The organism is Rhizobium sp. AAP43, from assembly GCF_001296045.1.
In the GTDB taxonomy this organism is placed as follows: domain Bacteria; phylum Pseudomonadota; class Alphaproteobacteria; order Rhizobiales; family Rhizobiaceae; genus Allorhizobium.
Genome location: NZ_LJHS01000003.1, coordinates 39,797 through 62,191, shown reverse-complemented (window position 1 = coordinate 62,191; position 22,395 = coordinate 39,797). Strand labels below are relative to the sequence as shown.

33 protein-coding genes are annotated in these 22,395 nt (G+C 61.4%); 28 read left to right on the top strand and 5 right to left on the bottom strand.

Annotation, left to right across the window (positions count from 1 at the left end):
* Genes IP76_RS23030 through IP76_RS01990 form a run of 4 tightly spaced genes read right to left on the bottom strand, consistent with a single transcriptional unit; the run spans nt 1 to nt 1,723 of the window.
* Nucleotides 1-174 (bottom strand): hypothetical protein, encoded by a 174-nt coding sequence (locus IP76_RS23030; protein WP_156318446.1) that lies wholly within the window; start codon nt 172-174, stop codon nt 1-3.
* A complete protein-coding gene (locus tag IP76_RS23240) occupies nt 171-335 on the bottom strand; it encodes a hypothetical protein (RefSeq protein WP_197278295.1) in 165 nt (54 codons plus the stop codon). Before IP76_RS23240 ends, IP76_RS23030 begins: the two co-directional genes overlap by 4 nt.
* Nucleotides 332-1,351 (bottom strand): hypothetical protein, encoded by a 1,020-nt coding sequence (locus IP76_RS01995; protein ID WP_054156511.1) that lies wholly within the window; start codon nt 1,349-1,351, stop codon nt 332-334. Before IP76_RS01995 ends, IP76_RS23240 begins: the two co-directional genes overlap by 4 nt.
* 3 nt (nt 1,352-1,354) lie before the next feature.
* Complete coding sequence (locus tag IP76_RS01990; protein ID WP_054156510.1) at nt 1,355-1,723, bottom strand: hypothetical protein; 369 nt, start codon at nt 1,721-1,723, stop codon at nt 1,355-1,357.
* A gap of 251 nt (nt 1,724-1,974) precedes the next feature.
* Here IP76_RS01990 and IP76_RS01985 point away from each other — a divergent pair, with 251 nt between their 5' ends.
* Nucleotides 1,975-2,295 carry a hypothetical protein gene (locus IP76_RS01985; RefSeq protein ID WP_054156509.1) on the top strand — a complete coding sequence of 107 codons (321 nt, stop codon included), beginning with the start codon at nt 1,975-1,977 and terminating at the stop codon, nt 2,293-2,295.
* Nucleotides 2,296-2,339: 44 nt separating this feature from the next.
* Here IP76_RS01985 and IP76_RS01980 read toward each other — a convergent pair whose 3' ends face one another.
* A complete protein-coding gene (locus IP76_RS01980; protein ID WP_054156508.1) occupies nt 2,340-3,032 on the bottom strand; it encodes a phage repressor protein in 693 nt (230 codons plus the stop codon).
* Between the two features lie 87 nt (nt 3,033-3,119).
* Here IP76_RS01980 and IP76_RS01975 point away from each other — a divergent pair, with 87 nt between their 5' ends.
* The 27 genes from IP76_RS01975 to IP76_RS01845 all read left to right on the top strand — a co-directional run bounded on the left by IP76_RS01975 (nt 3,120) and on the right by IP76_RS01845 (nt 22,382).
* The gene (locus tag IP76_RS01975; protein WP_054156507.1) at nt 3,120-3,371 is read left to right on the top strand and encodes a hypothetical protein; all 252 of its coding nucleotides are present in this window, start codon (nt 3,120-3,122) and stop codon (nt 3,369-3,371) included.
* A 435-nt stretch (nt 3,372-3,806) separates the two neighbouring features.
* On the top strand, nt 3,807-4,298 hold the full coding sequence (locus IP76_RS01970; RefSeq protein WP_197278294.1) for a hypothetical protein: 492 nt from the start codon (nt 3,807-3,809) through the stop codon (nt 4,296-4,298).
* Between the two features lie 3 nt (nt 4,299-4,301).
* Nucleotides 4,302-4,511: a hypothetical protein gene (locus IP76_RS01965; RefSeq protein WP_054156506.1), complete on the top strand. Its 210-nt coding sequence runs from the start codon at nt 4,302-4,304 to the stop codon at nt 4,509-4,511.
* Nucleotides 4,508-4,720 (top strand): hypothetical protein, encoded by a 213-nt coding sequence (locus IP76_RS01960; RefSeq protein ID WP_054156505.1) that lies wholly within the window; start codon nt 4,508-4,510, stop codon nt 4,718-4,720. The genes IP76_RS01965 and IP76_RS01960 overlap by 4 nt, the downstream gene beginning before the upstream one ends.
* Nucleotides 4,720-5,205, top strand: a complete 486-nt coding sequence (locus IP76_RS01955; RefSeq protein WP_054156504.1) for a hypothetical protein — start codon at nt 4,720-4,722, stop codon at nt 5,203-5,205. Before IP76_RS01960 ends, IP76_RS01955 begins: the two co-directional genes overlap by 1 nt.
* The gene (locus tag IP76_RS01950) at nt 5,202-5,747 is read left to right on the top strand and encodes a GcrA family cell cycle regulator (RefSeq protein WP_054156503.1); all 546 of its coding nucleotides are present in this window, start codon (nt 5,202-5,204) and stop codon (nt 5,745-5,747) included. Before IP76_RS01955 ends, IP76_RS01950 begins: the two co-directional genes overlap by 4 nt.
* On the top strand, nt 5,744-6,142 hold the full coding sequence (locus tag IP76_RS01945) for a hypothetical protein (RefSeq protein ID WP_054156502.1): 399 nt from the start codon (nt 5,744-5,746) through the stop codon (nt 6,140-6,142). The genes IP76_RS01950 and IP76_RS01945 overlap by 4 nt, the downstream gene beginning before the upstream one ends.
* On the top strand, nt 6,135-6,311 hold the full coding sequence (locus IP76_RS23025; protein WP_156318445.1) for a hypothetical protein: 177 nt from the start codon (nt 6,135-6,137) through the stop codon (nt 6,309-6,311). Before IP76_RS01945 ends, IP76_RS23025 begins: the two co-directional genes overlap by 8 nt.
* Nucleotides 6,308-7,738, top strand: coding sequence for a hypothetical protein (locus tag IP76_RS01940; RefSeq protein ID WP_156318444.1), 1,431 nt, complete (start codon nt 6,308-6,310; stop codon nt 7,736-7,738). Before IP76_RS23025 ends, IP76_RS01940 begins: the two co-directional genes overlap by 4 nt.
* Nucleotides 7,735-8,094: a hypothetical protein gene (locus IP76_RS01935; RefSeq protein ID WP_054156501.1), complete on the top strand. Its 360-nt coding sequence runs from the start codon at nt 7,735-7,737 to the stop codon at nt 8,092-8,094. The genes IP76_RS01940 and IP76_RS01935 overlap by 4 nt, the downstream gene beginning before the upstream one ends.
* A 38-nt stretch (nt 8,095-8,132) precedes the next feature.
* A complete protein-coding gene (locus IP76_RS01930; protein WP_245281362.1) occupies nt 8,133-10,337 on the top strand; it encodes a DNA cytosine methyltransferase in 2,205 nt (734 codons plus the stop codon).
* A complete protein-coding gene (locus IP76_RS23420) occupies nt 10,334-11,641 on the top strand; it encodes a hypothetical protein (RefSeq protein ID WP_054156499.1) in 1,308 nt (435 codons plus the stop codon). Before IP76_RS01930 ends, IP76_RS23420 begins: the two co-directional genes overlap by 4 nt.
* Nucleotides 11,628-12,293, top strand: coding sequence for a transcription termination/antitermination protein NusG (locus IP76_RS01920; RefSeq protein WP_054156498.1), 666 nt, complete (start codon nt 11,628-11,630; stop codon nt 12,291-12,293). Before IP76_RS23420 ends, IP76_RS01920 begins: the two co-directional genes overlap by 14 nt.
* A gap of 429 nt (nt 12,294-12,722) precedes the next feature.
* Nucleotides 12,723-13,085: an HNH endonuclease gene (locus tag IP76_RS01910; RefSeq protein ID WP_054156496.1), complete on the top strand. Its 363-nt coding sequence runs from the start codon at nt 12,723-12,725 to the stop codon at nt 13,083-13,085.
* Between the two features lie 88 nt (nt 13,086-13,173).
* On the top strand, nt 13,174-13,638 hold the full coding sequence (locus IP76_RS01905; RefSeq protein ID WP_054156495.1) for a hypothetical protein: 465 nt from the start codon (nt 13,174-13,176) through the stop codon (nt 13,636-13,638).
* Entirely contained in the window at nt 13,635-15,362 is a 1,728-nt protein-coding gene (locus IP76_RS01900; RefSeq protein ID WP_054156494.1) for a terminase TerL endonuclease subunit, read from the top strand. Before IP76_RS01905 ends, IP76_RS01900 begins: the two co-directional genes overlap by 4 nt.
* A gap of 11 nt (nt 15,363-15,373) precedes the next feature.
* Complete coding sequence (locus IP76_RS01895; RefSeq protein WP_054156493.1) at nt 15,374-16,645, top strand: phage portal protein; 1,272 nt, start codon at nt 15,374-15,376, stop codon at nt 16,643-16,645.
* Nucleotides 16,623-17,504: a head maturation protease, ClpP-related gene (locus IP76_RS01890; RefSeq protein ID WP_054156492.1), complete on the top strand. Its 882-nt coding sequence runs from the start codon at nt 16,623-16,625 to the stop codon at nt 17,502-17,504. Before IP76_RS01895 ends, IP76_RS01890 begins: the two co-directional genes overlap by 23 nt.
* 10 nt (nt 17,505-17,514) lie before the next feature.
* The gene (locus tag IP76_RS01885) at nt 17,515-18,918 is read left to right on the top strand and encodes a phage major capsid protein (protein ID WP_082352370.1); all 1,404 of its coding nucleotides are present in this window, start codon (nt 17,515-17,517) and stop codon (nt 18,916-18,918) included.
* Nucleotides 18,919-19,007: 89 nt separating this feature from the next.
* The gene (locus IP76_RS01880) at nt 19,008-19,445 is read left to right on the top strand and encodes a hypothetical protein (protein WP_054156491.1); all 438 of its coding nucleotides are present in this window, start codon (nt 19,008-19,010) and stop codon (nt 19,443-19,445) included.
* 63 nt (nt 19,446-19,508) lie between these two features.
* Nucleotides 19,509-19,802, top strand: coding sequence for a hypothetical protein (locus tag IP76_RS01875; RefSeq protein WP_054156490.1), 294 nt, complete (start codon nt 19,509-19,511; stop codon nt 19,800-19,802).
* A 57-nt stretch (nt 19,803-19,859) separates the two neighbouring features.
* Entirely contained in the window at nt 19,860-20,438 is a 579-nt protein-coding gene (locus IP76_RS01870) for a head-tail connector protein (RefSeq protein ID WP_054156489.1), read from the top strand.
* A 30-nt stretch (nt 20,439-20,468) separates the two neighbouring features.
* Nucleotides 20,469-20,891 carry a hypothetical protein gene (locus IP76_RS01865; protein WP_054156488.1) on the top strand — a complete coding sequence of 141 codons (423 nt, stop codon included), beginning with the start codon at nt 20,469-20,471 and terminating at the stop codon, nt 20,889-20,891.
* Between the two features lie 2 nt (nt 20,892-20,893).
* The gene (locus tag IP76_RS01860) at nt 20,894-21,250 is read left to right on the top strand and encodes a head-tail adaptor protein (RefSeq protein ID WP_054156487.1); all 357 of its coding nucleotides are present in this window, start codon (nt 20,894-20,896) and stop codon (nt 21,248-21,250) included.
* Nucleotides 21,250-21,756 (top strand): HK97-gp10 family putative phage morphogenesis protein, encoded by a 507-nt coding sequence (locus IP76_RS01855; RefSeq protein ID WP_054156486.1) that lies wholly within the window; start codon nt 21,250-21,252, stop codon nt 21,754-21,756. Before IP76_RS01860 ends, IP76_RS01855 begins: the two co-directional genes overlap by 1 nt.
* A 3-nt stretch (nt 21,757-21,759) precedes the next feature.
* The gene (locus IP76_RS01850) at nt 21,760-22,170 is read left to right on the top strand and encodes a DUF3168 domain-containing protein (protein WP_054156485.1); all 411 of its coding nucleotides are present in this window, start codon (nt 21,760-21,762) and stop codon (nt 22,168-22,170) included.
* Nucleotides 22,170-22,382 (top strand): hypothetical protein, encoded by a 213-nt coding sequence (locus IP76_RS01845; protein ID WP_054156484.1) that lies wholly within the window; start codon nt 22,170-22,172, stop codon nt 22,380-22,382. The genes IP76_RS01850 and IP76_RS01845 overlap by 1 nt, the downstream gene beginning before the upstream one ends.
* Nucleotides 22,383-22,395 lie beyond the last annotated feature (13 nt).

Genomic DNA, 22,395 nt, shown 5'->3' with positions numbered 1-22,395 from the left:
TCACATACTCCCGCGCAGGAGGCCTGCTTGCGCCAGCATGCTGATCTCGCCGCCATGATCGATCGGCTGGAGCAGCGACCAGGTGAGGGCGACAAGCACGATGAGGATGGCGACGAGCGCTGAGGCCAGGGCAAGGCCGGTGAAGGCGATGAGGCGAATTGTGTTGCCGTTCATGCGCCTGCCCCCTTGTTGATCGATACGACCACGCGCAGAAAAAAGGCGATGACCAGAAACCAACCCCAGCCGCCAATGCCATTGACCACCATGTAGAAGGCGAAGAGCAGGCATAGGATCACCGGGAGGTTGGCCAGGAGGTGGGTAAGGACGGCCTTCATGCTGCCTCCTTCCGATCAAACCGGACGCGGGTGCCATCCGGGCAGACCATCTCAAGTTCGTGCGGTAGACGGCGGCATTCGGCCTCGGCTTCTGCCTTTGTGTATCGGCCAGCCGCCGCGCTGTCGGTAGTGTAACCGGCGTATTGGGATCGGTAATAGGCAGCGTTTCCGCGTGCCCAGATCATGTAGGTTTGCTCGTTTCCGAAGAGGATCGATTTCAGAATGTGGGCGCGCTGGAAGTCCATGCGCTGGACCGCAGTTTGCAGCTCCCGCTCAAGGCGATTGCGGCGCTCTCTGGCGTTTCGCTTCGTGCGCAGGTTTTCCGGCTGCGATGCGAAAAGCCTGCCGCTCGACTCGTTGTGCAGTTTGCCGCCCGCGACCACCCACCACATATTGTTGATGTTGTAGTATGCCGTGCCGCGCAATATCCGGCCGCCGGGGCCTGCAAACCAGACTGTTTGCCCGTGCTCGAGCAAGCTGCCGTCTGACGATTTGCGGTTGCTGTCGCACGTGCAGATAGGGCGCCCGAGATGCTTGTCGGTGTGCCAGCTCTCCGCATAGCGCTTCTCGATGCGGGCCAGTGCCGGTATGCCAGCCTCGCCGCTTCGCTTGACCTCAATCTGCGCCAGGCCTTCCAGCCAGGTGAGAAGCCGCCTGAACTCCAACTCAACGCGTCTTGCGTCCTGCCGTGACATGCGCTTCAACTTGTCGAAATCGTAAAAGCGCCCGTAGGTGTTGATCTGCGGCGCGGTCTCGGACCAGAACTCGATCCTAACCACCCGGCCCGTAATCTCGATGGCGCAACGCAACGTGCCTTTCGCGCCTTCTCTCTGGCTAGGGCTTAAGCTTGGGTAGCGCTTGCGGGTTTCCCGATCTGCCCGAATCGACCAGCCGCGACCTCGCATCCGGCGTATCAACTCCGCGTAGATCTCAGACCTGAAGGTTGGATCGTGCGGATTGTCCTGCCAGATACCGAATGAGGCATCATGAATGATGATCGAGAGGGGTGCGCGCATCGCTCAAACCCCTGTCGCAATGCGTGCGGCGAGCCAGACAAAGGCCAGCACGGACAGGGTGAGGATCAGAAAAGCCTGGGCGCTGATGGCGAAATGGATGGTGGCGGAGTGCTGCAGATGATCTTCCGTGCGGCGCATGGCGAGCGCGCAATCGATCTCGAAGCCCAGCATCTCCGCCTCGAGCTGTTCTTCAAGGCTCATGGCCCGCGCCACCGGGGCGGCAAGCGGGCGGCCCTGCTGCGACAGGCGGGTGATGGTGACGCCCGGCTTCGCGCTGAGACGGCGAAAGGCCTGGTATTCTTCCATGGCCCGTTCGCGCTGTCTGCGCTCCAGTGTTGGTTGTGCGGGTGATGGCATGGTGATGGAGGTCATGTCGGTTCTCCGGCCTCCCGGCTCTCCGTCGCCGCCGGCCTCGCAGGGAGGAGGAGTGGCCGGCGGCGGCGGTCTTGCGGTTTCCGCAACTGGGAGGAGGATCGCTGCGGATGTAATTACGCTAACGGGTAATAAATTACGCGTCAAGAGTACGGACGTAATAAAATACGCATTATTCAAGCGGCGTTTTGGCGGGTTGCGCCGGCCAGCGCTGCCGCTTAAGGTGGTGCTGCCGCGAGTGGGGGCGAGTTATGAGGGCAATTCTGGTTTTTGCTGTTTCAGCCGTTTTGGCAATTCCGGCGCAAGCGGATGATCTCCGCGATCTTGCGCGGGCCCTGGGCGAGATCATGGCGTCGGAGGCGGCGTGCGGACTGAAGCTGGATCCGGACGCAATCCGCGCGCTTGTGCGTTCGAGGGTGCCCGCCGACGATCTGCGTTTTATGAAGAACGTAGACAATGAGGTCGTTCTGTTTCCGGGACGCCTCGAAGATATGACAGAATCGGTCAAGGCCGCGCACTGCGAGCAGATGGGACGGCTTGCTGTTACTCTGAAGATTGCCAAGGCAGGCTAAGCGGCTGCGGTTGGCGCCGTTGTCTAGGGCGGTGACTTCGGCTGTCAGACGCCGAACAGCTCGTTGTTCGACAGCACCTTGTGGATGCTCTTAACTGTCTCGCGGCTGATCTCGATATCTGCGACAGGATTGCGCTTGCCGATCACGACAAACTTCGTGTTTGTGCCGCGAAAGATGCCGAGTGTCGCTTCGCTGGGTTCGTTCGCCGAATTCCTGCACTGGATGACGACGATGTCACCTGAGCGCGGTGGCTTGTGCGGGTTTACGTAGATCAAGTCGCCGGGAAAATACTGTGGTTCCATCGATACGCCCTCGACGAACAGGGCGTAGATATCCCGAGTGCCGACAAGAGCCGGTGGGCGGCGCACGTAATCCACGATTCCACCTTCGAATTCAAAGGCACCACGAAGATGAGAGCCAGCGGCGGTGCCCATGACGGGTACGTCCTGGAGCATTGTGGTGCGTGCCGGCAGGGAAGGCGCGGATCGCGGCGATGTCACGCTGTTGGATTCTTGTTGTCCCCGCGTTTCGTCGTCGTCGCCCATCAGGTATTGCGGCGTTACGTTCAAGACAGCTGCGAGCTTCAGGATGGTGTCAATGCGCGGGTTCTTCGACGTTCCGTCCAGGATCTTGCGCACGGTTTCCTTTGCGCCAGTCGCCTCAATAGAGAGGCGCTGCGCGCTCATTCCGGACTGTGCCAAGAGCTGATTCAGCCGCTCAATCAATATCTTGTTCATGGTGCGTATCATAGTACGCGGCCCTTTTCTGCTGGTAGCGTATTTTGTGGCGTTGACAGGCGTAATTAAATACGCGTATTTTGGCGCATGACCTTACGCGACCAATTGATCCTGACGGCTGACAAGTTCTGCGCCCTTACCGGCATGAGCAGGTCTCGGCTGTCCACGCTGCTGCTGTCTGGTGGCAAGCGGCTCGATATGATCCGGTCTGGTGGCGATATCGGTACGGCACGCTTTGAGTCCGCCATGTCCTGGTTCTCTGACAACTGGCCCGCTGGCGCCGAATGGCCTGCCGATGTGGCTCGCCCGATCCAGTCCCTTCAGGAGGCCGCCGAATGAGCGCGCTTCCACACATGTCCGTCTCTGTGGAGATGACGGATAACCCATCGCGGCGTGCGGTCGTCGCCGCCATCGAGGACAGTCCCGTCGCGGTGGGTTTGCTTCTTTCTCGCTCGCGGCGCGAAGCGCCTGCGCGGGCACCTCGCACAAGCTCGGACGGCCTATCGGCCTGTACGGGCGCATTCTCCCTGCTGCGCGGCTTGATGCTGGCCGCGCCACCTGCCCGGAGCGCCGCATGGCGGCGGACCTCATCGGCTTTGCTGGCAGCTCCGGGCGATTTTTATTCTGCATGCGGGCCTCCCTGAGGTTCTGATCTGCGGCCGGTCTGGCGCTGTCCATGACTGGTGTTTTCTCAAGTCCTGATCCTTCCCGCCACGGGAAACGACGCCGGGTTTTCCCGGCGCGGGAAACCTTTTGTCTCTGGAGATCATCGCCATGTCCGATGCCATTCACTATCGCCTCAAGGCCGCGCAGCGGGATCTGATCGCTCGTTGTGGCGGCATTGCCCGCTGTGTCGAGCTGACCAGCTTTTCTCAAAGCCAGGTGGGCCGCTGGAACAACCCGAACGATCCGGAGCTGATGCCGCTGGGCGCGATCGTGGTGCTGGAAGGTGATTGTCGGCACCCGCTGGTGACGGCCGTCCTGGCCGACAATTCGGGCCGTCGGCTGACGGTCCCGGATGTCGAGTTTCAACAGGAAATCGGCGTGCTGACCTCGCATGCCGAGGTGATGCGGCAGAGTGCCGAGATCTCCCACACACTGGCGCAGGTCATTTCCGATGGCCGCGTGACGCCGTCCGAAGCGCAGACGCTGGACCGGCCGGCCGCCGCCATGGAAGCGAGCCTTTCAAAGTTCCGCATGTCGCTGGCCGGCATCAAGGCGCGGGGCGGCGAAGCAGCCAGCCTTCGCATTGTCGGGGACGCTTGAGCCATGATCTCCGGCCAAGTCGATCATCGCCGCCGCAGCAGCGCCGCCATGTCGGGCAAGGTTTCCGATCTTCAGGCGCTTGCCGCCATCGTGCTGTGGAATTCCGGCCATTTCGACACTTTGGAAATCTCCCAGGTGATCGGCGCGTCGGAAGACGCGGTGTACCGGACGCTTCATGCGGCCCGCCATATCGCCAAGGGGGGCCGTCCATGACGCTCGTTCCCTACGACCTGCATCGCCCGCTCGACCCCGCCCGCATGATCGAACGCGCCGCACTGCCGAACGTTGGCGGCGCCGACCTGATGGCCATGGCCGATATCGAGAAAATGACCGCTCTGAAAACCGACTGGCGCAAGTGCCGGGGCATCGAGGTGCGGGATTTCAACGGAACGATCCAGATCTCCAGAAAAGGAAAAGCGTGATGGGCTTCGTCAAGATCCAGCCTGCGGCGAAGGTATCCGCCGGCTCCTTCAAGGTTTCCACGGTGCAGAGAGGGCGCGCCGATCGGGCGCGATGGCGGCTGCAGATCAGCATTCCCTCTGCCGAGTTCGGCGTGAAGTTCGGCGCGGCTGAGCAGTTCGACGTTTTGCTCGGCGATGGGCCTGACCTCGGCAAGATGATGATCCGGCCCGACGAGGGGGGGGCATTCAAGCCAACCTTTCTGAAGCATTGCGTGCTCTTCCTGCTGCCGCCAAGCGAAACAACGCCGGAGCTGCAGTTTCATGGCGAAGACCCGGTGCGCCGGATGGCGGGCAACGCGATGCTGGTCGATCTGCCGACATGGGCCTGGGAGCCCGGTCGCTGGCAGGCGATTCGCGACGCGCGCAGCGTGGCCCGGCGGCAGGACGAGGCGGAAAAGCTGACGCGCCGCGAGGTCTTGGACCGGGTCGGGAGGGTTAAGCCATGAGCCGCGGCGCAAACGAAAAACCATGGAGCGAGGCGGAAGACAAAACCGCGATGTCTCTCTGGGTAGATGGCAAGTCTGCTTCCGAGATCGGCCACACGCTGGCGCGCTCGCGCAATTCGGTTCTCGGCCGCATCCACAGGCGTCGGCACGCAGATGGTTCCGCGAGCACGATCGCGAGCCGGATCAAGGTCAAGCTCGAAACGCAAAAGCCGGAGCCGAGGCGAGCAAAAGCCTCTAGCCGAGTGGTCACGCTGCCGGTTGTTTCCATGTGGGCGCTGACGGACCGCGACGAGGGCGCTGATGTCAGCCTGCCGCATGGCTGGGTAAAGCAGACCGGCTATCACCGCGATCTCGACCGCTTTGCCGTGCCGGGTGCCGAGCCTGTGCGCTTTGGCGATGTGGCGCGTGAGCAGTGCCGGTTTCTGCTGTCGGGTTTTCTCGCCGATGATGGCCGGGATACGCCCTGCTGCGGCCAGCCGGCGCTCTCCGGCAAAAGCTGGTGTGCGGATCACAGCCGCCTTGTCTGGGCGAAGCGCCAATGACCGGCACCCTCGTTTCCCTCATCGACTTTCTCGGCACCCGGCAGGCCTGCCCCTGCTGCGGCGCGGCGCGCACGGAAGCGCCCAAGGGGCAGCCGGCGCAATGGCATGCGCATCGCATCGCCTTCACCTGCGGCGCGAGCTTCGTGGCGCTGGGCGAGAAGATCCGTTGTGAGGTGGCTTGCCCGGATCGGTCTCGGCTTGCGGCGGAGCTTTGGACGAAAGAGGGCCGGTTGCCCTGTCCCGAGGCGGAAGCGCCGAGCGAGGCGAGCGAGCGACTGCGGCTGATGTGGCGAGAATTGACGAACGCCACCGTCGCGCTCGATGCGGCGCAACTCAAGAGCAAGATGCTGGACCTGCTTTCGGCGTTTCAGATTGAGGGCCAAGCCGATGCGTGAGCGGGCGGAAAATGAGACGGTGCGGGCCGCGCTGCTGGTGAAGCAGGCGCGGCTTTCGCGTGTGCTGGAGCTGTGGCGCGACGGGGTTTCGACCGACTGCATTGCCGTCCGGCTGGAGATGGATGAGCGCGCGGTTTGCGCGCTCCTGGAAGAGGTGAGGGAAGCATGAGCGATCTCGCGACACTCGAAACCTCCGAACTGGTTGCCACGATTGCCCGCGCCCGGGTCTGCCTCGACGAGGGCGATGCGCAGGCGGCACTTCTGCTGTCGTCCGGTGCCTATGACAAGGCGCGGGCGGCGGGGGCCTATGCCGCCCGCGTGAAGGCCAGCCGGTCGCTCGTCGACAAGGCGCGGCTGATGCAGGCGGATGCGCTGAAGATCGAGGCGCTGGCCTATTGCGCGATGGCCGATACCGTCGACGAGGCGCAGGCCAAAGGCGCGATCTCGCGCGGCGGACGACCGGAAACGGTCCAGGGCGAGGACCGTTTTTCGCTGGCAGAGGTCGGCATCGACAAGCGCCGGCTGCATGAGGCCCGCAGCTTGCGCAATGCCGAGCGCCAATCACCGGGCTTTGTCGAGCGTATTGTTGAGGCGCGGCTAGAAGAGGGGCTGGAGCCCAGCCGGGCGAGCCTGAAGGCGGCGGCCGGGCATGCGATCGGCACCAAGACGGCGACCAAAGAAGAGCGCGGCGACGACCTTTACGAGACGCCGATCGAGGCCGTGCGGGTTCTTCTGGCGCTGGAGAGTTTCCGCCGCACCGTTTGGGAGCCAAGCGTGGGCAAGGGGGCAATTCTGCGCCCGCTGGAAGCTGCGGGCTATGATGTCCGGATCTCGGATTCTGTCGATCGTGGCATGACCACCCAGCACGGCGAATGCCAGAGCGTGGCCGATTTCCTGAAGATGATGCCGGATGCCGACTTTGCCGCCGGCACGCGCTGCGGCCCCGATATCGTGACCAATCCGCCCTATGGCATTGCCAATTCCTATATCGCGCATGCACTGCGCGCATTTCGCCCCGGCAAGATGGCGATGCTGCTCAACCTGAACTTTCTGGCCGGGTTTGAAGATCCTGACCGCTGCTTCGTGATGGATGAGAACCCGCCAAGCCGGATCTACGTGTTCACGCGCCGTCTGCCGATGATGCATCGAGACGGCTGGGACGGGCCGAAGGCCTCCAGCCAGATGAACACCGCCTGGTTTGTCTGGGAGCGGCAGATGGGTGGCGAGCGATATGGCCACAAGGGCTATCCCGAAATCATCCGTGTGGACTGGCAGGCCTTCGCGCATGCCGAGCCGCTGGCGCCCGGCGAGGGCGGCCATGTTGCTCCGACTGTGGTGATCCGCGACGACGAGGATTTCACCCGGGAGACGCCGCGCAAGACGCTGGATGAGCGGGTGGATGAAGACATGGACCGGGCGCTCGCCTGGATCTGCGACACGCCTGCCAGCTTCGACAGCCGGGCGCTGCGGATGGCGATCGCCGTGCGGCCCACCACTGCCGATGAGATCATTGCACGGCTTAGCGCCGATGGCCGGATTATTGCGGTCGATGGCGGCTGGTGCTGGGCTGGCGACGAGAAGGCGGTGGCGGCATGACGGACCACCTCGACTTCAACCGCCAGGACCTGGCGCTGTTCCTCACCGCCAGCATTCGGCAGGCGGGCCATGAGAGGGCGTTCTTTCCACTTGGTGACGGCGCGCTCGATCTTGGCCGGGTGGATGGCGAGCGGCGGGAAGAGATGCGGATCCGCAGATATGCCCGCGTCTCGCCCGCGATCCTGGCGCTGGCACTTTCCGGAGAGGGCACGCTGCGCGAGGAGACGCAAGCCGCCCTCTGGCTGGCGCTGGGCATCAATCCCGACATTCGCCGCGACACACGCGAACTGCAGAAATTCAAGGCCAGCGGGCGAAGCCCGCGCCGGCCGGAGACAGATGGAAAGGTGGCGGCATGACCATTCACACCCTCTTCGACACGGCTTCGCCGGTCGTCATGCCGAGCCTCTACAAGGGCCGCCCGATGATCGTCGACAGCTTTGCCGGCGGTGGCGGGGCCTCGACCGGGATCGAGATGGCGCTCGGTCGTTCGCCCGATATCGCGATCAACCACAATCCGGCAGCCCTTGCGCTGCATGCGGCTAACCATCCGGAGACGCTGCATCTTTCGGAAAATGTCTACAGGGTCGATCCGCTGGACCACATGCGCGGGCGGCATATCGGGCTCATGCATTTTTCGCCCGATTGCAAGCATTTTTCCAAGGCCAAGGGCGGCAAGCCGGTGGAGCGGAATATCCGCGATCTCGCCTGGATCATTCCCGGCTGGATCGAGCGCATCCAGAAAAGCGGCGGCAAGGTCGATGTCGTGACCATGGAAAATGTCGAGGAGTGGAAGGATTGGGGGCCGCTGGTCGAGACCGAGCGCGGGCTGATGCCTTGCCCTGAGCGGCGTGGGCAGACCTTCGAGGCCTGGTGCAAGAAGATCCGCAAACTGGGCGGCAAGATCGAGTGGCGCGAGCTGCGCGCCTGCGACTACGGCGCGCCGACCATTCGCAACAGGCTGTTTCTGGTCATCCGGTTTGACGGCAAGCCGATCGTCTGGCCCATGCCGACGCATGTCGCGCCGAAGAAGCTGCTGCGTGACGGTTATGGCAGCCCGGATGATCCGGCCTATCTGCCGGTCCCGCTCAAGGCATGGCGGACAGCGGCCGAAATCATCGACTGGTCGTTGCCTTGCCCTTCGATCTTCGACACGAAGGCAGAGATCTTCGAAAAGCACGGGCTGCGGGCCGTGCGGCCTCTGGCCGACAATACGATGGCGCGGGTGGCGCGGGGCATGAAGCGCTATGTGCTGGATGCGGAGCGGCCGTTTCTGGTCCAGACCGGATATGGCGAGCGGCCAGGGCAGGCTCCGCGCTGCATGGATGTCGACGCGCCCCTTGGCACGGTCGTTGCCAGCGGCATCAAGCATAACGTTGTCGTTCCCCATGTAATGACCATGCGCAATGCCCAGAAGCCGTTCAACGGCGCTGACGAGCCGTTGCATACTATCACGGCTGGCGGGGCGGGAATGACGCTGGTCGCTCCCGTGCTGACCTATGCGCAGCAGGGCGGCGGGGTGCGTTCGGTCGAAGATCCTCACCACACGATCACGGCCAGCGGCAAGGATCAGAATGCGGTGATCATTCCGCATCTGACAGCCTTCTATGGTCCGGGGGCAGGCGGCGAGGATCGCTCGGCCAATGTGGCGGAGCCGCTGCGCACGATCACGACGGAAAACCGGCATGCGGTTGTCATCCCGACCGTGGTCGGCTGTGGCGGCAGGGCGGGGCAAAGCCGCCCGCGTGGGGGCGACGAGCCCGTCGCAACGCTGACCACCAAGGCAGATAACTGCGTGGCGACGGCGTTCATTGCCCAGCAGAACAATGACAGCCGTCGCCTGGGCGGCGTCAATCCGGGCCGCGGGGTCGACGAGCCGCTTTCAACGGTGACGGCGACCGGTGCGCAGCAGATGCCGGTCACGGCCTTCATCGCGCGCCAGTTCGGCGAGAGCACCGGTCACGCGATCGACGAGCCGCTAGGCACGGTGACGGCCGGTGTGAACAAGTCGCAGCTGGTGACGCCCTATCTGTCGCATCTGTACACCTCCAACACGGCAGGCGGGCAGGGCGACCTTCGCATGCCAATCAAGACCGTCACGGCCGGTGGCGGGCATGCGGCCTATGTCGCTCCATACCTTCAGAAATACTATGGGACCGGCGACGGCTCGCGGCATGACGAGCCTTGCCACACGGTGACCACCAATGACCGGTTCGGCCATGTCGAGGCCTCGATCGAGGTGCCGCCGTTCCGGCCGGAACAGGAGGGCCGGGCCCGCGAGGTGGCGGATTTCATGCGGGCGCATGGCTTCTGGGACAGCCGAGAATTCGTGACGCTCGATATCGCCGGCCAGACCTTCGTCATCGTCGATATCGGCATGCGCATGCTGACGCCGCGCGAGCTGTTCAACGCGCAAGGCTTCCCGTCCGACTACGTGATCGACGGCGCATGGCAGGGCGAGGGCGAGGACCGGCGCTATGTGGAATTTCCGAAGGATGTGCAGGTGAGCTGCTGCGGCAACAGCGTCTCGCCCTATCCCTATGCCGCGCTGGTGGCGGCCAACTGCGGCGAACTCGCCGAAATGCGGGAGGCTGCGGAATGAGCGGCGAACAGACAATCCGCCGCGGGGTGCGCAATGCGCGCTATGCGGCCATTCCAAACCATGTGTTCGAAGACGATCGGCTTTCGATGGAGGCTCGGTGGTTGCTGGGCTATCTGCTGTCCAAGCCGGACAACTGGACCGTGGTCATCGGCGACATCGTAAAGCGGGGCAAATGCGGGCGCGACAAGGCCCGAAAGATGATCGCGGAGCTTGTCGAGGTGGGTTATGCCGACCGCGAACAGACACGTGAGGACGGAAAGTTCTCGGCCTCTGTGCTGGTCATTTATGATGAGCCGATGGCCAGAGAAGGTGAGCGAATTCAGACGACTAGAGATGGTGTTGCATTTCTACCGCAGACTGATTTGCCGGCGACGGCAAAACCGTCGCCGGATTCACCGGCGCCGGTAAAGTCGGCGCTTAGTAATAACTCAGGTCTAACAAATACTGATGATAGCAATCTGAGAGAGAGCGCGAGCGAGCGTGAGGGACAAGAGGAAGATAATCCTCTTGCCGTCGAACGAGCCTTCAAGCGCTGGTATCCGTCGTGGCCGACCTATGTCGACGACAGCGAGCCGAAGGCGCGGTTGGCATGGCAGCGGCTTTCTGCGACTGACCGGCTGAAGGCTGCCGAGATGACGGCGGCCTACCTTGAGGCCGTCAAGGGAAGCGGTCGGAAATATATCTGCTCCTCGCAGGTCTATCTTGCCGAAAAGCGCTGGGAGAAGCTGGCCGAGCTGCCGAAGCCGGCTGCCGCGAAGAAGGGCGGGCGCATCGTGGTGAAGGCGTTGGGACGCGAGTTCTCGGCGGCTTACTTCGAAGCCGTACTTTCCCGGCCGCAGGCTGTGCGGCTGGCTGATGGCATTCGCCAGACCGTGCTTGCGACCTATGAGCGGCGGCGCAAGCTCAACCCGGTGGGTGCGCAGGATTATCTCGACGCCAAGGGCATCACCTTCGATGCCGAGGGCACGGCGATCTTTCCCGACACTTTCGAGCGCGACGAGGAACGCAAGCTGCGCCTGGCCGAGGGCTATCCCATGGCCAACAGGCTGGCAGCGCAGGCGCAGAACAGCGGCGAAGTGGGCCTGCCGGAGCGCTTTGAGGGGCTGAAGGAGGCCATGGAATTCGTGACCACGGACAGCGTGGTGATGGGCGCATGGCGCGCCTGGTTTGACGACAACTTCCTGCCTTTCCCGCCCATGGGGCCGAGAGGCGGATACTTCCCGGCAGGCGGGCCGGACAGGCTGGACGATTTCAGGGCGGCATTGGCAACGGGAAGCGACGAGGGCGAACATGATGCAGCATAGGCACATTGAAGGGCAGGTGATCGAGATCACCGAACGGGCCATCGCCAAGCGGGAGAGGGCCATCTGCGAGAAGGCGAATCGGGAGGATCGATTCGCGGCGGCGATCTCTGCTGCTGATGATTCGCCATGGTTCGCCGTTCGCACCATGACGGGATGCGAGCAGACTGTGGAAAAGGTGTTGCAGGATCACTCGATCGAGGCACTGGTGCCGATGCGCAAGGGCAAGACCTGGAGGCGTCAGGGCCGCATAGTCGAGGGCCGATCCATGCCCGTGATCCATGGCTATGTGCTGGTGCGCTTCATGCCGCACCCGACCGCCTTTGAGGCGATTTCGAGCATCGATAAGGTGCTCGGCTTTCTTCGTGCAGGAGAAGAGGCAAAACGCATAAGTCATTACGAGGTCAAGCGTTTCTATCAGCGGGCCGTGGCTGGTGAGTATGACTGGAAGGGTTCGCAGATCACCTACGCAGTTGGTGAAAAGGTGCGGATCACAGACGGTCCATTTGCGGGCCATATCGCGGAAGTGGTCACTCGCGAGACGCGAAAGGGTGACGTGGGCAAGGATGCCGCTGACCTGATCGTGGTCAACGTCGAGATGTTTTGTGCCGAGCACGCGGTGACGCTTCCTCTTGCGCTCATCGAAAAGTTGTGAGAGTCATCCTTCCACTGGACGCGCTGATGATCCTGCTAGTGAGCCTCTGAAAACGCACGAGAGTGTGGGGAGAAATCCTGAGGTCGGTACACCGGTCAGCCCCAGCCTTGACGGTTCGCAATGCGGACATCGACTCAAGGCCAGTGCGAAAGCTATGACCAATCACATCGACGCCACAGGATATTGGATCGCGGTTTCTCTCGTAGATGATGTCGGTCGAGATCCTTCATGGGTATTGATGGTGATGCGGGAGAAGGGCCACGGTGACATCGACCTCGATGAGGCGAGGCAGTGGCTCAAGGACAATCCGAAGGCGATGTGCTCTTGTGCGCGATGCTCGCCTAAGGTCGAGAAGGCTAAGCCGCAACCAGTGCAATTGAGCTTTCTGTAAAGCCCGGTGATGAGCCGGGCTTTCGTGTGTCTAGGAGTATGGGCAAGCTCAAGACAATGGCGCCTCGGATCGGTCGGCTTGCACCTCGCATTGGGCGTGCGCCCGGTGATGAGAAAGCCAGACTGAGAGAGCGAGATCAGACCGTCGACTGGCGTAGCTGGTATGGCACTGAGCGTTGGAAGAAGCTTCGGCGTCAGGTCTGGGTTCGCGACAAGTTCATCTGCCAGAAGACGGGAAAGCTTTGCATCGGACGGTATCCGGCGGGCAACAGTCCGGTCGCTGACCACAAGATCCCCCATCGAGGCGATGAGCGGTTGTTCTGGGACCCGGACAACATCGAGACGGTCAGCAAGGCCTACCACGATGGCGAGAAGCAGAGGCAGGAGCGAGCCCTCCGCTGAAGGGGGGGGGGCGAAAGTCTGGGGCCTTTAGAACGCCCCACCCGCGACCCCCTCACTCAGGTTTTTTATTTCCTGTGAGTTCACAAAAATGACTGTTCAAACTGCAGCAACCGAGGTGCTCGACTTGTTCGGGCAGCCTGTCCAAGCGCTCCGTGATCCACGGGGGCGGAAGAGCTACAAGAAAAGCGCTGAAAATCAGCAGCTTGTCTCCGTCCTTCGTGCTGGCGGGTGGAACCATGAACGGATTGCTGCCGTCTTGCAATGCGACGAGAAGACTCTGCGGAAATATTTTTCCCGTGAGCTGGACGTGGGCAAGGACATCGTCGAGGCGGAAACGCTGATGGTGAATTATGCGCAGATGCGCCAGGGCAAGTCGGGTGCGATTAGCCGGCAGATGAAGATCCTGGAAAATTCCGCGCTCGCAGCACCTCGGAAATCAGACGCGAAGCCGAGACGGGAGCCAAAGCCGGAGCAACTGGGCAAGAAGGCGCAGTTGGACGCCGATGCGCATAGCGGTTTGCGGTCGAGCAGCTGGGGTGATGTTCTGCAATGACGCTCGCCGTCGATCCGAACGACCTTTCGCCTCGCTGGAGCTTCGCTTGCCCTGACTGGTTCGAGCGTCTGCAGGCCGGCAAGCCGCCGTTTGCTGACCTGCCGATCGATCAGGCAAGGGCGCGGCAGGGTCTGCAGATCTTCGAAAAGCTGCGCATTCCTGATATCGATGACAAACCAACGTTCGGTGAAGCCTGCGGCCCATGGTTCAAGGAGATCGTTTCTACGATCTTCGGCTCCATTGCGGATGACGGGTCCCGGTCAATCAGCGAAATCTTTGCCCTGATCGGCAAGAAGAATTCGAAGACGACCAATTGCGCCGGCCTGCTTCTGGCATTGTTGCTGAATAACAAGGTGCCGCGCGCCGAAATCCTGTTCGTGGGGCCGACGCAGGAGATTGCCGACACAGCGTTTCAGCAGGTCGTCGGCATGATCGAGGAAGACGAGGAAGGTTATCTTCAGAAGCGGTTTCACATTCGCGACCATGTGAAGATTATCCGCGACCGCGTGACGAAAGCCTTCATCAAGATCAAAACCTTCGACATGAAGGTTATGACCGGCTCAAAACCGATCATCGTGCTGCTCGATGAGCTGCACCTCATGGGCTCAATCTCTTACGCCTCGCGCGTTATCCGCCAGATTCGCGGTGCATTGGTTCGCCGTCGTGATGGTCTCCTGGTGATTATCACCACACAGAGCGACGAAGAGCCGGCCGGCGCGTTCAAGAGCGAGCTGGAATATGCCAGGGGCGTGAGAGACGGGAAGATCACGTCGCATGTGCGGACTCTGCCGATCCTCTATGAGTTTCCGGAGGCGATGCAGATCGACGAAAAGAAGCCGTGGGAAGATCCGCGCAATTGGCCCCTGGTCATGCCCAATCTCGGACGGTCGCTGCATCTGGAAATGATGATCGCTGACTATGAGGCCGAGCGGCTGAAGGGCGACGAGGCCATTCAGCTTTGGGCATCACAGCACCTGAATGTTCAGGTGGGGCTTGCTCTTCACGGTGGGCGTTGGCGCGGGGCCGATTACTGGCCGCAGGCTGCCGATGCGCGGATCTCGATCGAGTACATGATCGAAGTCTGCGACGTGATTGTGGGCGGGGTCGATGGCGGCGGCCTGGACGATCTTCTTGGCGCAACCGTGCTCGGGCGTGTGGCCGAAACCAAGGAATGGCTGTGGTGGTCAAAGGCATGGGTGCAGGATGATGTCCTGCGGCTGCGCCCGCAGCTCGCCGAGCGGTTCCGAGATTTCAAGCTGCGCGGCGACCTGGTGATCTGCGAAGATCCTTCACAGGACATCGAGGAGCTGGCCGATCTCTTCGAACGCCTCTGGGAAAGTGGCCTGATGCCGGAGGCCGGTGCAATCGGCCTGGACCCACAGTCAGTCGGCGCCCTGGTTGACGAAATCACAGGGCGAGGCCTGCCGGACGATGCTCTTGTGGCGGTCAGTCAGGGTTACCGGCTTTCACATGCCATATGGGCTGCTGAGCGTAAGCTGAAGGATGGCACGCTCAAGCATCACAATTCGCCGATGCTGAACTGGTGCGTGGGCAATGCCAAGGCCGAGCAGGCTGGCAATGCCATCATCATCACCAAGAAAGCGGCAGGTAAGGCGAAGATTGACCCTCTGATCTCAGGGTTCAACGCCGTGTCGATCATGTCGCGCAACCCGGTTGCGCGGGGCCACAGCATTTACCAGCAGCGCGGCGCGCTCGTCATCTAGGACAATTGCCCATGCAGCTCCGTGACTTCTGGCCGTTTCGCGGCAAATCAACGGCCGGGCTCGAAGTACGAAACGCTGTGCAAGATAGTGGCGGCGGTACGATCATCGCGACTTCGGACCAGTTGGAGCGCGCAATCCGCGCTGCTGTCGTTTCATCCAGCGGCTCGATCGTGTCGCCCAATACTGCGATGAAGGTCGCCACCGTTTTTGCCTGTGTCCGGATCATTTCCGGCACGATCGCAAATCTGCCCATACAGGTGAAGCGTCGCATTTCCGCCGATGTGCGGGAAGACGCTTCCGATCATCCTCTCTGGAAAGTTCTGGCGCGCCGGCCAAATCGCTGGCAGACGCCGTCGCAGTTCAAGCGGATGATGCAGGCTCACCTGCTGTTGCGCGGTAATGCATACGCCCGCATTCTCAAGTCTGTGGCGAATGATCAGGTTATCGAGCTGATCCCTCTTCACCCTGACAGGGTCGAGGTCAGGCAGCGCAACGATCTTTCGTTGGTTTTTGAATATACCCGCCCGGATGGCGGGAAAGTTACGCTAGCTCAAAGTGAAGTGTTTCATCTGGTTGGCCTCACGCTCGATGGCGTCAAGGGCGTTTCCGTCATCACCTATGCTCGCGAAACCATCGGTATGTCGTTGTCGATGGAAGATTACGGGGCAAAACTGTTCAAGAACGGCGCCCGTCCTTCGTCCGTGCTCACTCATCCGGGCCGGCTTGGTAAAGAGGGGCTGGAGTTCCTGAAGGCCTCGCTTGATGATTACAAGCTTGGTGGCGACAGCGAAGGCAAATCCCTCATCCTCGAAGAGGGGATGAAGATGGACCAGGTCAGCATGACGTCGGAAGACGCTCAATGGCTTGATAGTCGCAAGTTTTCTCGGACTGACATTACTATGTTTTTCGGCGTCCCTCCGCATATGATCGGCGACACCGAAAAGTCGACAAGCTGGGGTTCCGGGATTGAGCAGCAGTCGATCGGTTATTCGACTTACACGGCTGAGGATCATCTCACCTGCTGGGAAGAGGCCATTGATCGCGACCTGATCACCGATGACGATCAGGTCTACGCGAAGTTCAATCGGAAGGCCCTGTTGCGCAGCGACATGAAGTCCCGCTTCGAAGCCTATCAGATCGGGCGCGCGATGAAGGTCTACTCCGCAAACGACATTCGGCGATTCGAAGACGAGAACCCGATCGAGGGTGGTGACGTCTACGAGAACCCGAACACATCAACCGACAAGGCGGGCAATTCCAATGACCCTTCGAAATCTGCCTGAGGGCAAGACCTTCCAGCGTCCGCAAAACTTCCAGTGGGACGCGCCGAGCGATGTCTTGGCAAGCTGGGCAGATTCGCCGCGCGCGGCTGAAAGCTCCGGTGATAACGTCATCACTATCTTCGATGTGATCGGCGAGGACTGGTGGACGGGCGGCGGCTTCACGGCCAAGCGGGCATCGGCTGCGCTGCGTGCGATCGGTGAGCGCGATGTTCGGGTGCAGGTCAATTCGCCCGGCGGCGACATGTTCGAGGGCATCGCCATCTACAACATGCTGCGGGCGCATAAGGGCAAGGTAACGGTCGAAGTGATGGGCTGGGCTGCCAGTGCAGCCTCGATCATTGCCATGGCCGGCGACGAAATCGTGATGGGCCTTGGCTCCTTTATGATGGTCCACAATGCCTGGGGCATGGTGGTGGGCAATCGCCATGACCTGGCCGAAGCGGCGACTTTGTTCGAGGGGTTCGATGCCGCCATAGCCGACATCTACGAGGCGCGCAGCGGGGTCGCCCGGAAGGACATCGTCAAGTTGATGGACTCCGAGACCTTCATGGGCGCATCGGATGCCGTCGCCAAAAAGTTTGCCGATCGGGTTGATGAAGGCCTGAAGTTGGACCAACCGGCGAAGAACCAGGCCGACGACGACCATATTAGAGCAAAGCGCCGTATCGAGGCCGCGCTCGCTCACAACGGCATCCCGAAAGGGGAGCGCCGAAAACTCTTTGCAGAACTTACGGGCGGCATGTCTGGCGCTGCTGTCCCTGATACCGGAGGCACGTCTCGCGCTGCCCCGGAGGCCACGTCTGGCGCTGGTCAAACCGCTGCTTTGACGCAGCAACTCATCGACATTTTCAAGATCTAGGAGATCTACCATGAAGATCGCATTCATCGGCGCCCTGGGCGCCGTCCTCTGCGCATGCGCGCTCGTCTTTCTCGCAAGCAACTCCTTCCATGCGGATCACGTCGCCACGGTTCTGTCTGCCCCCTTCAGTCTTCCCCATTTGGCAATGGTCGTGGCACCCGCGCTCAACCACCGCGCTCGTGGCATTTTCTCGGCTCGTGCCGAAGGCGATGCCAATGCGCTTTTTGCGGAATTGAAACAGACCGTCCAGGCATTCAAGGAAGCCCACGAGGCAGAACTCAAGGGCATCAACGCCAAGTTTGCCGACGTCGTCCAGGCGGAAAAGGTTGAACGCATAAACGCGGATATTTCCAAGCTGCAGAAGGCGCTCGACGACCTCAACGCCTTCAAGGCGGCAATCGAGATCGGCGGCGGAGCTGGCGAGCCCACTGCACCGGCCGCCAAGGAGCATCAGTCTGCCTTCAACAAGTGGTTCCGCAAGGGTGTCGATAACGGCCTCGCCGATCTCGAAGTGAAGGCCGCCCTGACGACGCAGTCGGACCCTGATGGCGGCTACCTGGTGCCGAAGGAAACCGAGACGCAGATCGACCGGGTTCTCGGCACTGTTTCGGTCATGCGGCAGATCGCCAACGTGATGCAGATCGGCACCGACACTTACAACAAATTCGTTAGCATGGGCGGCGCCGGTTCTGGTTGGGTCGGTGAAGAAGAGGCGCGCCCCGAAACCGGTACGGCGACGCTGCGCGAACTCGTCTTCACAGTCATGGAAATGTACGCGAACCCGTTCACCACGCAGAAGATGCTGGATGACGGGATCGTCGACATCTCCGCATGGCTGGCAGACGAGGTCCAGATCGCATTTTCCGAACTCGAAGGCGCTGCCTTCGTGGCCGGCAATGGCGTTAAGAAGCCGCGCGGTATCCTTTCCTACGATACCATTGCCAATACCAGCTACACCTGGGGCAAGCTCGGCTTTGTCGTCTCGGGCGCAGCTGCCGATTTTGCCACCACTGCACCGGCCGACGCTCTGATCGACGTACATTATGCTCTGAAGCAGGGCATGCGCCAGAACGCCTCCTGGCTGATGAGTGACGCCACCATGGGCAAGGCGCGAAAGCTGAAGGACGGACAGGGCAACTACCTCTGGAAGGAGCCCTCTGCGGCAGCCGAGGTCGCGACGATCCTCAACAAGCCTGTTTACACCGACGACAACATGCCGGCGGTGGGCGCCAATGCGTTTCCGATCGCCTTCGGTGATTTCCGCCGCGGATACATGATCCTCGACCGGACTGGCATCCGCGTTCTGCGCGATCCCTACACCAACAAGCCGAAGGTCGGGTTCTACACGACCAAGCGTTGCGGTGGCGGCATCGCCAACTTCGAGGCGATCAAGCTTCTGAAGATCTCGGCCTGATCGCGGGCGCTTCGTTCGCTGCAACTTGAACAGCATGCCGGGCGCCTGTCCGGCATCCCTTCATCCTTCCCAACACAAGGATCTGTCCCATGAAGGATATCCATTCGAAGATTACGCGCTCGGTCCTGATCGGCTGCGCCGTCCTTTCTGCCGACAATACGCCTGCCGCCGTCGACCTGCAGGGTTATGAGTCCGCCGAAATCTTGCTCGATATCGGTATTGGCGGCATCACGTTCTCCGGCACCAACAAGGTCGAGTTCAAGCTCACTCATTCGGACGATGACTCGACCTATACCGACGTCGTCACTGCCGACATGGACGGTGTTACCGTCGCCAGTGGCGGCATCATCAAGTCCCTGATCGCGGCCCATGCAGCGGCTGCCGTCTACCGCTGCGGCTATATCGGCGGCAAGCGATACCTGAAGCTCCTGGCGGACTTCTCCGGCACCCATGGTTCGGGCACGCCGATCGCGGCCAGCGTGCTCAAGGGCAACGGTTTCAGCAACCCGCAGGCCGATCAGGCCTGATCAACCGGATGAACCAGCCGGGCCGCTTTGTCGGCCTGGTTCGGCTCTACAGGAGACACGTTCATGGAAGCGAAAGTCACAAAGAGTTTTCCCGGCCGTCCGGATGACGAGGTCATGACACGTCAGTTCGAGGTCGGCGATATCGTCAAGGGCGATCTTGCCCGCGTGGCCGTCGAAAACGGATGGGCTGAGGAGGTCGAGTCTCCCGAGGTCGATGATGGTGGCAAGAGCAGCGAGCTTGCGAAGCTCACGGTTCCTCAGCTCAAGGCAATGGCGACAGAACTCAATGTCGATCTCGAAGGGGCCGAGAAGAAGGCTGACATCATCGCAAAGCTCGAAGCCGCCACCGCTGCCTGATCAGCGATGCGTCTGCGGCGGGGTCGAAAGGCCTCGCCATTTCCCTGGGAGATATCAATGCTTCGACCGCTTCGTACCGTCGCACCATTGTCGAGCCTCCTGGATCTCGAAGAGGTAAAGAGGCACCTGAACGTCGATCACAGCGATGATGATGAACTCGTCAGCGCCTACATCGATGCGGCGACAGCGCACTTCGACGGGTATTCCGGCATCCTCGGTCGCTGCCTGATCAGTCAGACATGGGTGCAAAAGTTTCATTGCTGGCCCGCCTGCGGGATGCGTCTTGCCTTTCCAGACGTGCAGTCCGTCGAGATTGCCTACTTCGACCCGCAAAACGTGTCACAGACGCTGTCGGCTTCGACATATCGTCTTATTGAAGGCGCCTCCGGTTCTTATGTCGAGTGGGACCAGCAGTTTGCTAGTCCCTCAATTTATGACCGAGCCGACGCGATCTCGGTCACGATGGTTTGCGGCTATGGAACGTCGGATACTGATGTTCCGGCCTCGATCAGCATCGCCGCAAAGATGCTGGTCGCGCATCTCTACGAAAACCGTGAGGCGGCTGGTGCCGCGCTCTCCGAGACGCCGTTTGGCGTGATGGCGCTGGTTTCGCCCTATCGCCGCATCGGTCTTTGACCATTCCCATTCGCTACAAGGAAAATCGCCATGGCTGATATCAGCATCACTGCCGCTTCCGTGATCTCCGCTGCGGCGGCACGGCGCAATCGAGGTGTGTCCGGTGCGACTATCGTTGCCGGTGATTTCATCTATCTCGATGCCGACACGACTGGAAAATATCAGCTTGCCGATTCCGACGCGGCTGCTGCGGCGGCGCGTGGAGCGACCGGCAAGCTTGCCGTCGCGCTGAACGGTGCGGCTGATGGCCAGCCGCTCGAAGTCCATGAAGAGGGGCTTCTGACGGTTGGCGCCGTGCTGACCGCGGGCGTCACCTATTATCTGTCCGATACGCCCGGCAAGATCTGCCCTCTCGCCGATATCACCGGCGGCGATTACTACGTCATCGTCGGCGTGGCCGTTTCGACCACGCAGTTGAAGGTCGACTTCCAGTATTCCGGTGTCGCGAGCTGACCATGGCGAAGGCAGCCGGAGTTGGTGGCGCTGGGAAGCTTCGTGAGCGGATCTCGTTTGCGAAGCGGATCGACAGCGAGGATGGTTATGGCAACGGCCAGGGTGACTGGGCAAACCAGTTCACCGTAGCCGGTGGCTATACCCATCTGCGCGGCGGCGAAACCGTCATTGCCTCCCGGCTCGAAAACCGCCATCCGGTGGTGATCCGCGTGCGGGCTTCGTCCGACACTCGGCAGGTCACAGCAGACTGGAAGGCCACCGATAGCCGGTCGGATATTGCCTACGCCATCCGCGACGTGACGATCGATCCCAAGGGTGCGTTTATCGACATGCTCTGCGAAAGCGGCGTGCCTATCTGATGGTACAAGGCATCCGTGAGTTAGAGGCGAAGCTCGCCGCCATCCCGCCCCGCGTCGTCAAGCTGACGCGCAAAGCTATGGAGAAGAGCGCGCAGGAACTTGTCGACATGATGAAGCGATTGGTTCCCACCGAGAGTGGCGACCTGCGCGACAGCATTGGCTGGACCTGGGGCGACGCACCGACGGGCTCATTCACGATCTTTCAGGTGCGCAATAGCAAGGCCGAGGAGGCGAGCTACGGCGCGCTGCGCATCACGGTCTTTGCCGGGAACAAAGAGGCCTTTTACGCCCATTTTGTCGAGTTTGGCACCGCGCCGCATAATGTGTCGCGCGGCGGCGGCAACAAGAGTTTCAAGGGCAAGCCTGTACCCCATCCCGGCGCCAGGGCACAACCGTTCTTCTACCCAGCCTGGCGGGCACTGCGAAAACGCATCCAATCGCGCATCAAGCGTGAAATGAAAAAAGGCATCCGGTTCATTGGACCGGATCTTCCTGGGGATGATTGATCGATGAGCGCGTCGGCGGAATTCCAGAAGCTCGTGCATGACACGATCCGTGGAGACAGTGCCGTGATGGCGCTGCTTGGCGATTTCTACGATGTGGTTCCCAAGGAACCGTTTAAGGGACGGACGGCCTATGGGTCGTTCGGACCGAGCGATGTGGTCGACGAGAGTGCCGATTGTATCTCGATGGGCACGCATAATCTGCAGCTCGACGTCTGGAGCATCGCGGTCGGGCAGGTCGAGGCCAAGCGCATCACCGATCGCCTTTACCGTCTGTTTCATGACCAGGATCTGGTGCTGACAGACAATGCCCTGGTGAGGATCAGCGTCCAGACCCGCCGGGTGATGCCGGATCGTGATCCGAAGATAACCCACGGAATCGTCACGCTCTCGGCAACGATCGAGGAGCCCGAGTGATGGCCTGGATGGTGGTTCTCCGCGAGGTCAACTGGGCGCGGCCGAAATCCATGCTGTCCTTCAATGCCAAGGCGGGACCGCAGCGCCAAGAGTGGCCGCAAGACTTCGTCGATTATGCCGTCAGCATTGGAAGGGCGACCCGCTGCGCCAATCCTGACCGGAGCCAGGCGCGCAAGGCGAAACAATCAAAACCGCCGGTTTCCGGCAACTGACAGGAGACAGGAT

Coding starts and splice junctions, on each gene's coding strand:
- IP76_RS01940 (WP_156318444.1), top strand. CDS start 6,308: ATGAGCGATCTCGCGACACTCGAAACCTCCGAACTGGTTGCCACGATT.
- IP76_RS01935 (WP_054156501.1), top strand. CDS start 7,735: ATGACGGACCACCTCGACTTCAACCGCCAGGACCTGGCGCTGTTCCTC.
- IP76_RS01950 (WP_054156503.1), top strand. CDS start 5,202: ATGAGCCGCGGCGCAAACGAAAAACCATGGAGCGAGGCGGAAGACAAA.
- IP76_RS01930 (WP_245281362.1), top strand. CDS start 8,133: ATGCCGAGCCTCTACAAGGGCCGCCCGATGATCGTCGACAGCTTTGCC.
- IP76_RS23025 (WP_156318445.1), top strand. CDS start 6,135: ATGCGTGAGCGGGCGGAAAATGAGACGGTGCGGGCCGCGCTGCTGGTG.
- IP76_RS01880 (WP_054156491.1), top strand. CDS start 19,008: ATGAAGGATATCCATTCGAAGATTACGCGCTCGGTCCTGATCGGCTGC.
- IP76_RS23030 (WP_156318446.1), bottom strand. CDS start 174: ATGAACGGCAACACAATTCGCCTCATCGCCTTCACCGGCCTTGCCCTG.
- IP76_RS01960 (WP_054156505.1), top strand. CDS start 4,508: ATGACGCTCGTTCCCTACGACCTGCATCGCCCGCTCGACCCCGCCCGC.
- IP76_RS01955 (WP_054156504.1), top strand. CDS start 4,720: ATGGGCTTCGTCAAGATCCAGCCTGCGGCGAAGGTATCCGCCGGCTCC.
- IP76_RS01910 (WP_054156496.1), top strand. CDS start 12,723: ATGGGCAAGCTCAAGACAATGGCGCCTCGGATCGGTCGGCTTGCACCT.
- IP76_RS01900 (WP_054156494.1), top strand. CDS start 13,635: ATGACGCTCGCCGTCGATCCGAACGACCTTTCGCCTCGCTGGAGCTTC.
- IP76_RS01920 (WP_054156498.1), top strand. CDS start 11,628: ATGATGCAGCATAGGCACATTGAAGGGCAGGTGATCGAGATCACCGAA.
- IP76_RS01995 (WP_054156511.1), bottom strand. CDS start 1,351: ATGCGCGCACCCCTCTCGATCATCATTCATGATGCCTCATTCGGTATC.
- IP76_RS01865 (WP_054156488.1), top strand. CDS start 20,469: ATGGCTGATATCAGCATCACTGCCGCTTCCGTGATCTCCGCTGCGGCG.
- IP76_RS01845 (WP_054156484.1), top strand. CDS start 22,170: ATGGCCTGGATGGTGGTTCTCCGCGAGGTCAACTGGGCGCGGCCGAAA.
- IP76_RS01985 (WP_054156509.1), top strand. CDS start 1,975: ATGAGGGCAATTCTGGTTTTTGCTGTTTCAGCCGTTTTGGCAATTCCG.
- IP76_RS01990 (WP_054156510.1), bottom strand. CDS start 1,723: ATGACCTCCATCACCATGCCATCACCCGCACAACCAACACTGGAGCGC.
- IP76_RS23240 (WP_197278295.1), bottom strand. CDS start 335: ATGAAGGCCGTCCTTACCCACCTCCTGGCCAACCTCCCGGTGATCCTA.
- IP76_RS01970 (WP_197278294.1), top strand. CDS start 3,807: ATGTCCGATGCCATTCACTATCGCCTCAAGGCCGCGCAGCGGGATCTG.
- IP76_RS01895 (WP_054156493.1), top strand. CDS start 15,374: ATGCAGCTCCGTGACTTCTGGCCGTTTCGCGGCAAATCAACGGCCGGG.
- IP76_RS01965 (WP_054156506.1), top strand. CDS start 4,302: ATGATCTCCGGCCAAGTCGATCATCGCCGCCGCAGCAGCGCCGCCATG.
- IP76_RS01905 (WP_054156495.1), top strand. CDS start 13,174: ATGACTGTTCAAACTGCAGCAACCGAGGTGCTCGACTTGTTCGGGCAG.
- IP76_RS01980 (WP_054156508.1), bottom strand. CDS start 3,032: ATGAACAAGATATTGATTGAGCGGCTGAATCAGCTCTTGGCACAGTCC.
- IP76_RS01945 (WP_054156502.1), top strand. CDS start 5,744: ATGACCGGCACCCTCGTTTCCCTCATCGACTTTCTCGGCACCCGGCAG.
- IP76_RS01875 (WP_054156490.1), top strand. CDS start 19,509: ATGGAAGCGAAAGTCACAAAGAGTTTTCCCGGCCGTCCGGATGACGAG.
- IP76_RS01870 (WP_054156489.1), top strand. CDS start 19,860: ATGCTTCGACCGCTTCGTACCGTCGCACCATTGTCGAGCCTCCTGGAT.
- IP76_RS01860 (WP_054156487.1), top strand. CDS start 20,894: ATGGCGAAGGCAGCCGGAGTTGGTGGCGCTGGGAAGCTTCGTGAGCGG.
- IP76_RS01975 (WP_054156507.1), top strand. CDS start 3,120: ATGACCTTACGCGACCAATTGATCCTGACGGCTGACAAGTTCTGCGCC.
- IP76_RS01885 (WP_082352370.1), top strand. CDS start 17,515: ATGAAGATCGCATTCATCGGCGCCCTGGGCGCCGTCCTCTGCGCATGC.
- IP76_RS01855 (WP_054156486.1), top strand. CDS start 21,250: ATGGTACAAGGCATCCGTGAGTTAGAGGCGAAGCTCGCCGCCATCCCG.
- IP76_RS01850 (WP_054156485.1), top strand. CDS start 21,760: ATGAGCGCGTCGGCGGAATTCCAGAAGCTCGTGCATGACACGATCCGT.
- IP76_RS01890 (WP_054156492.1), top strand. CDS start 16,623: ATGACCCTTCGAAATCTGCCTGAGGGCAAGACCTTCCAGCGTCCGCAA.
- IP76_RS23420 (WP_054156499.1), top strand. CDS start 10,334: ATGAGCGGCGAACAGACAATCCGCCGCGGGGTGCGCAATGCGCGCTAT.